The organism is Pseudonocardia pini (assembly GCF_013870575.1).
GTDB classification, from domain to species: domain Bacteria; phylum Actinomycetota; class Actinomycetes; order Mycobacteriales; family Pseudonocardiaceae; genus Pseudonocardia; species Pseudonocardia pini.
Map to the genome: position 1 here is coordinate 1 of NZ_JACBXB010000501.1, position 4,126 is coordinate 4,126.

4 protein-coding genes are annotated in these 4,126 nt (G+C 71.1%); 1 reads left to right on the forward strand and 3 read right to left on the reverse strand.

Translation table 11 applies throughout. From position 1 onward, the window contains the following. Positions 1-68: 68 nt before the first annotated feature. The 3 genes from efeO to H5J29_RS23325 all read right to left on the reverse strand — a co-directional run bounded on the left by efeO (position 69) and on the right by H5J29_RS23325 (position 2,648). Complete coding sequence (gene efeO / locus H5J29_RS23315) at positions 69-1,229, reverse strand: iron uptake system protein EfeO (protein ID WP_181783177.1); 1,161 nt, start codon at positions 1,227-1,229, stop codon at positions 69-71. A 20-nt stretch (positions 1,230-1,249) separates the two neighbouring features. Then, complete coding sequence (efeU, locus tag H5J29_RS23320; RefSeq protein WP_181783180.1) at positions 1,250-2,077, reverse strand: iron uptake transporter permease EfeU; 828 nt, start codon at positions 2,075-2,077, stop codon at positions 1,250-1,252. Between the two features lie 145 nt (positions 2,078-2,222). Then, positions 2,223-2,648, reverse strand: a complete 426-nt coding sequence (locus H5J29_RS23325) for a tetratricopeptide repeat protein (RefSeq protein WP_181783178.1) — start codon at positions 2,646-2,648, stop codon at positions 2,223-2,225. A 174-nt stretch (positions 2,649-2,822) separates the two neighbouring features. Here H5J29_RS23325 and eno point away from each other — a divergent pair, with 174 nt between their 5' ends. Next, positions 2,823-4,112, forward strand: coding sequence for a phosphopyruvate hydratase (gene eno, locus H5J29_RS23330; protein WP_181783179.1), 1,290 nt, complete (start codon positions 2,823-2,825; stop codon positions 4,110-4,112). Positions 4,113-4,126: the final 14 nt, after the last annotated feature.

The following is a 4,126-nucleotide window of genomic DNA, read 5'->3' on the forward strand; positions in this document are numbered from 1 at the left end:
GGGACCGGGCGGTTCCGGGGCGGGCGGGTCGACGGGCGGGCTGTCGGTCTGCGGGGGCCGGGCCGAGCTCATGACGTGACGACCCCCGCGACCTGCGAGATCGGCTCGGCGAGCGCGTCGACGGCGTCGGTCATCTTCTTGGTGTCCTCCGGGGTCAGCTGGGTGTAGAGCACGAACCCGCCGTCCGGCGTGCGGTAGTCCTCCAGCAGCGTCTCCACGGCGGCGAACCGCTGGTCGAGGACCGGGCCCAGGTTCGGGTCCTTCGCGTCGATCACCGGGCGCAGCGCGGCGACGGAGGCCTGGCTGCCCTCCACGTTGGCCTTGAAGTCCCAGAGGTCGGTGTGGGAGTAGCGGTCCTCCTCACCGGTGATCTTGCCGGTGGCGACCTCGTCGAGCAGCTCCTTGGCGCCGTTGGCCAGCTGGACCGGGGTGAGCTCGATCGTCGTCACCCGGTTCTGCAGGTCGAGGATGTCCGCGTCGAGCTGGTCGGCGATGGCGGCGGAGTCGGGCTGCAGGCCGTCGACCCACAGGTCCTTCTCGAGGCGGTGGTAACCGGTGAACTCCACACCCGGGTCCCGCTCGTCGTCCTCGCGGCCGTCCATCTTCGGGTCGAGGTCGCCGAAGGACTCCGCGACGGGCTCGATCCGCTCCCAGTAGGTGCGCGCCACCGGGAACAGGGCCTTGGCCTGCTCCACGTTCCCGGCCTTGACGGCCGCGGTGAACTCCTCGTTCTTGGCCACGAGCGCCTCGATCTGCGAGGTCACGTACCGGGTGTAGCCGGCGGTGGCCTCGGCGAGCTGGGCGTTCTGGTCCGTGGAGCGCTGCGCGGTGCCGGTCACCGTGAACGCGGCGCGGATGCCGTCGCCGACCATGCCGGGCTTGCAGGCGGTGGTGTAGGCGCCGCCGTCGGGCACCTCGACGATCAGGTCGCGGGACAGGCCGGGGCCGATGTTCTCGACCTCGCCCATGATCCGGTCGCCGGTGCCGTAGAGGTAGAACTCGGTGACCTTGGTACCCGAGTTCTTGATCGTGAAGCTGATGTTGCCTGCGGGCGCCTCGGTGGCGGAGACCTGGCAGGCAGTGTCGCTGGCGGTGACGGCGATCGGGCCGCCCCCGCCGCCGTTCTGCGCGGCCGGGGGCTGCGCGGTGGACGTACAGCCTGCGAGCAGCAGGGCGGCGCCGGCCGACAGCACGACGGCTGCGGTGGCTCCGGGGATCCTGCGGGACATGGGCTCTCTCCTCGGTGAGGTCACGCGGAGGTCGGGGTGGTGGACCGCGTGCGCTGGGGCAACAGGAACAGCGTCAGGACGACGACGACGTACACGCTCCAGACGACGGCTTCGAGGACCGTGGTCTGGGGGGAGAAGTTGAAGATCCCCTTCAGCAGCGTCCCGTACCAGGAGTCCGGCGGGATGGCGGCGCTGACGTCGAAGGCCAGGGTGTTGAGGCCGGGCAGGATCCCGGCCTCCTGCAGGTCGTGCACGCCGTAGGCCAGGATCCCGGCGGCCACGAAGATCAGGAAGAACCCGGTGACGGTGAAGAACTTCGCCAGGTTGATCCGCATGGCGCCCTTGTAGATCGCGAAGGCGATGACGATCGAGACCGCGATGCCGATCAGGAAGCCGATCAGCGGCTGCACGGTCTCGCCCGCCGCCTGGGCGGCGGCGAAGAAGAAGACGGCGGTCTCGAGCCCCTCGCGGCCGACCGCCAGCGTGGCCATGACGACGACGGCGGCGGGGCCCATCGAGATGGCGTGCTCGAGCCTGCCCTCCAGCTCGGCCTTCATGGCGCGGGCGTTGGAGCGCATCCAGAAGATCATCCAGGTGACGAACGCGACGGCGACGATCGACAGCGAGCCGCCGAGCGCCTCCGAGGCCTCGAAGGTCAGGGCCTGCTCGGCCAGGGTCAGCCCGAGGGTGACCCCGACGCTGACCAGGATCGCGAACGCCACGCCCGCCCACACCTTCGGCAGCTCGCGTCGCCGGTCGGTGCGCACCAGGAAGGCCACGAGGATGCTCACGACCAGGGAGGCCTCGAGTCCCTCGCGCAGGCCGATCAGCGCGTTGCCCAGCACCAGGCCCTCCTCCGCTCGGATGTGCACGCTGAGGTGAGGCTCAGCGGACCGAGGTGAGGCTAGCTTCCGATCGGGTGACGGGGAAGGTGACTTCGTGCAGGTCAGGCGGGGTTTCGTCCCTTTTGGGTGGATGCTCCCCGAACTGTGATCAGTCGGTGACCGACGCGATCCGCGCCCGCAGCTCGCCGAGCGCCTCCTGGTACTCCGGGCGCGGGTCCATCACGGTGGCCATCTGCAGCTGGCCCTTGGCCTCGCCGAGCCTGCCCTGCCGCTGGAGCGCCTTGCCGAGCGCGAAGCGGGCGTAGTGGTCCGCCGGATCGAGCTCGAGGACCCGCCCGAAGGCCTCCTCGGCCTTGGCCAGCTGGGCGGAGTCCAGGTAGGCGCGACCGGCGAGGAGATGGACCGAGGCATCGTTCGGCTGGCTCTCCAACGCCGGCGCCAGGGCCTGCAACGCGTCCAGCGGGCGGCGGTCGGCGAGCAGCATCTCCGCCCGTCGGAACCCCTCGAAGACGCGGTTCCGTGACGGCCGGGCGGAGCTCGTCCCCTCGGGGGGACCGCTGGGCTGGGTCGACATGGCCCGTCCCACGTTAGGGCCCCCGCGCGTGATCCGCGAGGCTTGACATCCGGCGCGTCGGCGGCCCGGCCTGTGGACAACCGGCGTGACGTCGGCGGTTCGGCGCCCGCCCCGTGGCCGGCGGTGGTTACCCTGACCGCCGAGAACGGACGCCAAGACCACAGGAGCTATCGGGTGGCTGTCATCGAGCAGGTCGGCGCGCGCGAGATCCTCGACTCGCGGGGTAACCCCACGGTCGAGGTCGAGGTCGCGCTGGACGACGGGACGCTGGAGCGCGCGGCGGTGCCGTCCGGGGCCTCGACGGGCGAGCACGAGGCCGTCGAGCTGCGGGACGGGGACCCGAAGCGGTACGGCGGCAAGGGCGTCGAGAAGGCCGTCGCAGCGGTGCTGGACGAGATCGGACCCGAGCTGATCGGGATGGACGCGGTGGACCAGCGCCTGGTCGACCAGCGGCTGGTGGACCTGGACGGCACGCCGGACAAGTCCCGGCTGGGCGCCAACGCGCTGCTGGGCGTGTCGCTCGCGGTGGCCAAGGCCGCCGCCGAGTCCTCCGGGCTGGAGCTGTACCGCTACCTGGGCGGGCCGAACGCGCACATCCTGCCGGTGCCGATGATGAACATCCTCAACGGCGGCGCGCACGCGGACACCTCGGTGGACGTGCAGGAGTTCATGGTCGCCCCGATCGGTGCCGAGTCCTTCCGGGAGGCACTGCGCTGGGGCGCGGAGGTCTACCACGCGCTCAAGTCGGTGCTGAAGGAGAAGGGCCTGGCCACCGGCCTCGGAGACGAGGGCGGCTTCGCGCCGGACGTCGCGGGCGGCACCAAGGGCGCGCTCGACCTGATCGCCGTCGCGGTCGGCAAGGCGGGCTTCACCCTGGGGACGGACGTCGTGCTGGCGCTCGACGTGGCGGCCACCGAGTTCCACGACAAGGGCGTGTACAGCTACGAGGGCCGCAAGCTCTCGTCGGCGGACATGGCCAAGGTCTGGGGCGAGCTCGTCGACTCGTTCCCGCTGGTCTCGATCGAGGACCCGCTGGACGAGGACGACTGGGACGGCTGGGTCTCGCTCACCGAGGCGATCGGCGACAAGGTCCAGCTCGTGGGGGACGACCTGTTCGTCACCAACCCCGAGCGGCTGGAGGACGGGATCGACCGCGGCGCCGCCAACGCGCTGCTGGTCAAGGTCAACCAGATCGGCACCCTGTCCGAGACGCTCGACGCGGTCACCCTGGCGCACAACAACGGCTACCGCTGCATGATGAGCCACCGCTCAGGCGAGACGGAGGACGTGACCATCGCGGACCTCGCCGTCGCCACCGGCTGCGGGCAGATCAAGACCGGTGCCCCGGCGCGGTCGGAGCGGGTCGCCAAGTACAACCAGCTGCTCCGGATCGAGGAGGGCCTCGGCGACGCCGCGCGCTATGCGGGCGAGCTGGCCTTCCCGCGGTTCACCCCGGGGGCCTGACGCCCGGTGGGCAA